The sequence below is a fragment of the Thermoleptolyngbya sp. M55_K2018_002 genome, assembly GCF_015295965.1.
Classification (GTDB): Bacteria; Cyanobacteriota; Cyanobacteriia; order Elainellales; family Elainellaceae; genus Thermoleptolyngbya; species Thermoleptolyngbya sichuanensis.
In genome coordinates this window covers 1-4,692 of the sequence record NZ_DVEA01000061.1, presented here as the reverse complement: position 1 = coordinate 4,692, position 4,692 = coordinate 1, and the positions used below count along the sequence as shown (strand labels likewise).

Sequence of the window (4,692 nt, the reverse complement as noted above, 5' to 3'; positions counted from 1 at the left end):
GACACGGCTTCGTTTGTGATTATGGGCGACCTGAACGCCGACCCCATCGATGGCGACGGAATGCCGGGGGCGATCGCCCAACTGCTCGACCATCCCCGCATCAATGCCAACCTCGCGCCCAGTAGCGCAGGCGGACAGGCAATCGCCGCCGCCAGCACCGCCACCGGCCCCACCCGCTTCCACACGGCCAGCTTCGGTCGTCAGAGCCTCCGCCTCGACTACGTGCTGCCCTCGACGGATCTCCGGGTCGTCGGCGCGGGTGTTTTCTGGCCCGCTCCGGGTGATCCCCTGTTCCGATTGGTGGGCGATGGCGATCCGATTATCAGTTCCGACCATCGCCTGGTCTGGGTGGATGTAGAAATTTAGCCGCTAGTCCGTCGGCGGGTGCGTGGAAAACACATAAATCCGCTGGGTTGCCAGATTTGTAAAGACCTCCGACGGACGCACTGGCTCGGCGCTGTCGTCCCGCTTCAGTCGAAAGATTTGGCGATCTAGTTGCACCTGCAAGTTAGTCATGGGGTCGCCACCCGCAGACACCAGAAACTCTAGCTGCTGCACAGTCGGCCAGGCGGCAACCTGGTCGAGAATTTGGGCGATCGCCCGTTTCGCGGGATGCTCTGGCTGCTGAAACCAGTCGGGGCTAGCGGTCTGCGATTGTCCAAAACCCAGATGCACGATCAGCGACGACTGGTTAAAGAGGGCGATCGCCACTGGCCGCGCCTCTTCCTGCACCAGCAGATCGTGGGCCTTGGCCAGATAGCGCAGTTTCTCCAGCCGATCGTAGCGCTCCGTTACCGAGGGGTCGTCTTCCCAGCGAATCGCCAGCGTCAGCAGGTAGGTTTGCAGCAGCAGATGGCCCAGTTTCTCTGCTTTCGTCGCCAGATAATCAGCATTAAACGGCGTCGCCTCGATCAGCAGCGGCACCCGGCTCACCATCTCCAGCCCGTAGCCCTTGAGGCCGGCAATCTTGCGCGGATTGTTGGTAATTAGGCAAAACTGGTGAACGCCAATGTCGTTGAGAATCTGTGCGCCCATGCCATAGTTGCGCTGGTCGGCCGGGAACCCCAGTCGCTGGTTTGCCTCCACCGTGTCCAGCCCCAAATCTTGCAGCGAGTAGGCCTTTAGCTTGTTAATCAGCCCAATGCCGCGCCCCTCCTGCCGCAGATAGACCACCACGCCCGCGCCTGCGTTCTCAATCATCTTCAGCGCCGCCTGGAGTTGCATCCGACAGTCGCACCGCAGAGAGCCGAGAGCATCTCCCGTCAGACATTCCGAATGCACGCGCACCAGCACCGAGCGGTCTTTGAACGTGTCTGGATCACCTTTGACAATTGCCACATGCTCGGAATTATCCAGCAGATTTCGATAGGCATAGATTTTGAAGTGCCCAAACTGCGTCGGCAGATCCGCCACCGCCTCGCGATGCACAAACCGCTCATGCTGGAGCCGATAGCTAATCAAGTCGGCAATGCTGATCAGCTTTAGCCCGTGCCGCCGGGAATATTCCACCAACTCTGGCAGCCGCGCCATTGACCCATCAGGGTTTTGGATTTCGCAGATCACGCCCGCCGGATACAGACCCGCCAGTTGCGCCAGGTCTACGCCCGCTTCCGTATGACCGGCCCGCTTCAGCACGCCGCCTTCCTTTGCCCGCAGAGGAAAAATGTGGCCGGGTCGGCGCAGGTCGCTTGGCTTGGTTAGCGGGTTCAGGGCAATTTGAATCGTGCGGGCGCGGTCTTCGGCGGAGATGCCTGTGGTTACGCCGAGGTGGGTTGCCCCGTCGATGCTGACGGTAAAGGCGGTCTGCTCGCTTTCGTCAGTGTAGCTGCTGACCATCAGCGGCAGGTCAAGCTGGTCGAGCCGTTCGCCGGTCATGGCCAGACAGATCAGCCCCCGCGCTTCCACGGCCATAAAGTTGATCATGTCTGGCGTAGCGAACTGGGCAGCGCAGACGAGATCGCCTTCGTTTTCGCGGTTTTCATCATCGACCACGACGATCATTCGACCTGCCTTGAGATCGGCCAGGGCAGACTCGATCGAGTCGAATTGGAATGCAGGAGCGGGTTGAGCGGGTGTAGCGGCAGGCGTAAGCGGTTCCACGAGAAAATTCCTGATTGAAGAGAAAAAAATAGAGTTTGGTAAACAGGGCCGTCTCAGCAGTGGAGTCGGGCTGAAATTAGGCTCAAATGTAAAGTTCTCTGAAGCGATCGGCTAAATCGATTGTATCTCTTTCGGCTAAACCATTGACAAGCGGGGCGCTATGATGGGGGCGGTTTGTGCTGCGGGCAGGTTTATTTGCAGCAGTTGGCAAAAAATGCTAGCGAGTATGAATCCGGTGCGGTCAAGGCAGGCTGGCTCTGCGGGGCGGCTCGATTTCCCAAAAATCTTTCGTTTTTCTGGATAGCGCAAAAGGGCAGGGTGTTTTATGGTTAACCTACTGATTTATGAATTTTAGGACTTACGCAGTTGGACAATTTTTCGCGGGCGCAGCCCGCGAAAAATTGTCCAAAATCCAGAAACCCTATCGCAAGTGCGTAAGTTCTGAATTTGTAAGCTAGTTGAACGATTTGAATTGAACGATTTGAATGATTCTCGTTTTTGGGTTGGGGCTGGGCATCACCCGATTAGGCGATGCAGGGTATCGAGGTTTATCTGAAGGTTTATCTTTTGAGATGCCTCTCAGATACCTCTCAGATGCATCCGTATAGGCACCCGTCATATACACCCGTCGATCAATGGCGGAATGCTGAACGATGGAATGCTAAACCTGATTTTTGCAGCCGTTGAGGCTGAACCTGTTGAAGTGAAAACTGCTGAGGCTAGCGTTGTATAAGGGCAATCATCATGGGTGATTCAGAACGTATTCCCGTCGGCATTGTGGGCGCGTCGGGCTATGGCGGCATTCAACTGGTCCGGCTATTGCTGGAGCATCCCAAGCTGGAATTGGCGTATCTGGGTGGCGAAAGCACGGCGGGCAAGACGTTTGCAGAACTCTATCCCCATCTGGGGCATCGGGTGAATCTGTCGGTGGAGTCGGTGGATGTGGAGGCGATTGGCGATCGCTGCCAGGTTGTCTTTCTTTCCCTACCAAATGGCCTCGCCTACAAGATGGCTCCGCGCCTGCTGGAAAGGGGCTGCAAGGTGCTGGACTTGTCTGCCGACTATCGGTTCAGTGATTTGCAGACCTATAAGACCTGGTATGGGGGCGATCGCGACGATTTTGCGGTTGCGCCCAGGGCGGTGTACGGGCTGCCAGAGCTATACCGCGATCGCATCGCCGAAGCCCAACTCGTCGGCTGTCCCGGCTGCTATCCGACTGCCAGCCTGCTGGGCCTTGCGCCGCTGCTCAAGCAAGGGCTGATCATTCCCGAAACGGCCATCATCGACGCAAAATCGGGCACCTCCGGCGGCGGTCGCCAGCCCCCCAAGGTGGACATGCTGCTGGCCGAAGCTGACAGTTCCTTCCGCGCCTACAACGTCGGCGGTCGCCATCGCCACACGCCCGAAATCGAGCAGGTCTGTAGTGACCTGGCTGGGCATGAGGTGCTGGTGCAGTTTACGCCGCATCTAGTGCCGATGGTGCGCGGTATTTTGGCGACGATTTACGCCACCATGCGCGATCCGGGGCTGGTGCGCGACGACTTGCACACCATCTATTCTGCGTTCTACCGCAATGCGCCGTGGGTGCGCGTGTTGCCCAGCGGCACCTATCCCCAAACCAAGTGGGCCTGCGGCACGAACCTCTGCTACATCGGCATCGAACTAGATTCGCGCACGGGCCGCGTGATCGTCATGTCTGCCATCGACAACTTGCTGAAAGGACAGGCGGGTCAGGCGCTCCAGTGCCTTAACCTGATGATGGGCTGGGAGGAAACGCTGGGGCTGCCGCAGTTGGCGTTTTATCCCTGACGTTTTAGCCCGTAGCTGCTGGAAGCTCTCCCTCAGGTTGTATAGCCTATCCCCATGCGCCAGGTTCTCGCAAATTGGATTTTAGGAGTTCATCCCTACAACACCTGCTTTGCCTTCAATTGGCACAATGTTCGCCACATTTGGCGATTTTTGGAGCGCACAGTGTCCCAAATTGAGGGGTCTAATTTGCGGTTGGCGGATGTGGGGGGTGGGCGATCGCCCTATTTTCCCTTTTTTGCGTCCAAAACATCGGAGTACCTTGTTGTTGACTTGGCAGATGCGCTGCCGCTGGGCGAAATGCGGCCGATCCAACAGCGAGTCGGGACGGCAGAGGATATTCCTTTGGGCGATAGTGAAGTTGATATCGTTTTGTGCAATCAAGTGCTTGAGCATGTTCTTGATCCAAGCCAAGCGATGCGTGAGATGGCTCGAATCCTCAAGCCGGGTGGCTACTTCATTGGCAGCGTTCCCCATGTCAGTCCAGTTCATTTAGAACCGCACGACTATCGCCGCTACACTGCGCTGGGTATCAAGCAACTGGTTCAGCAGCAAGGTTATTGCGACATCCACATTGAAGGGAATGGGGGAGTCTTCAGAGCGGCTGCGCTGATGATTGCGATGGATCTGCTGCTCAGCCAGCGTAAACCCGGCGTTTCCCAGCAGTTTAATGCAAATATGGCGTTGTTGCTGTCTCCAGTGATTGCCGTCCTTACAATGACTCATTTAAGATGACAGGGCTATTTCATTCTAAAAATAGCCTTCAATTGTTTGAGGCTAAACCCA

General features: G+C 56.8%; 4 protein-coding genes. 3 read left to right on the top strand and 1 reads right to left on the bottom strand.

What is annotated here, in order from left to right:
- A partial coding sequence (locus IGS51_RS02980) for an endonuclease/exonuclease/phosphatase family protein (RefSeq protein WP_297075705.1) occupies positions 1 to 366 on the top strand: 366 nt, incomplete at its 5' end.
- 3 nt (positions 367 to 369) lie between these two features.
- On the opposite strand, the gene ribBA is transcribed toward IGS51_RS02980, so the two are convergent.
- Positions 370 to 2,100 carry a bifunctional 3,4-dihydroxy-2-butanone-4-phosphate synthase/GTP cyclohydrolase II gene (ribBA, locus tag IGS51_RS02975; RefSeq protein ID WP_297075703.1) on the bottom strand — a complete coding sequence of 577 codons (1,731 nt, stop codon included), beginning with the start codon at positions 2,098 to 2,100 and terminating at the stop codon, positions 370 to 372.
- A gap of 744 nt (positions 2,101 to 2,844) precedes the next feature.
- Between ribBA and argC the strand changes: the two genes are divergently transcribed.
- Together argC and IGS51_RS02965 are read left to right on the top strand one after the other, a co-directional pair.
- Positions 2,845 to 3,909, top strand: a complete 1,065-nt coding sequence (gene argC, locus IGS51_RS02970) for an N-acetyl-gamma-glutamyl-phosphate reductase (protein ID WP_297075700.1) — start codon at positions 2,845 to 2,847, stop codon at positions 3,907 to 3,909.
- Positions 3,910 to 3,963: 54 nt separating this feature from the next.
- Entirely contained in the window at positions 3,964 to 4,641 is a 678-nt protein-coding gene (locus IGS51_RS02965) for a class I SAM-dependent methyltransferase (protein ID WP_297075697.1), read from the top strand.
- The last annotated feature ends 51 nt before the right edge of the window (positions 4,642 to 4,692 follow it).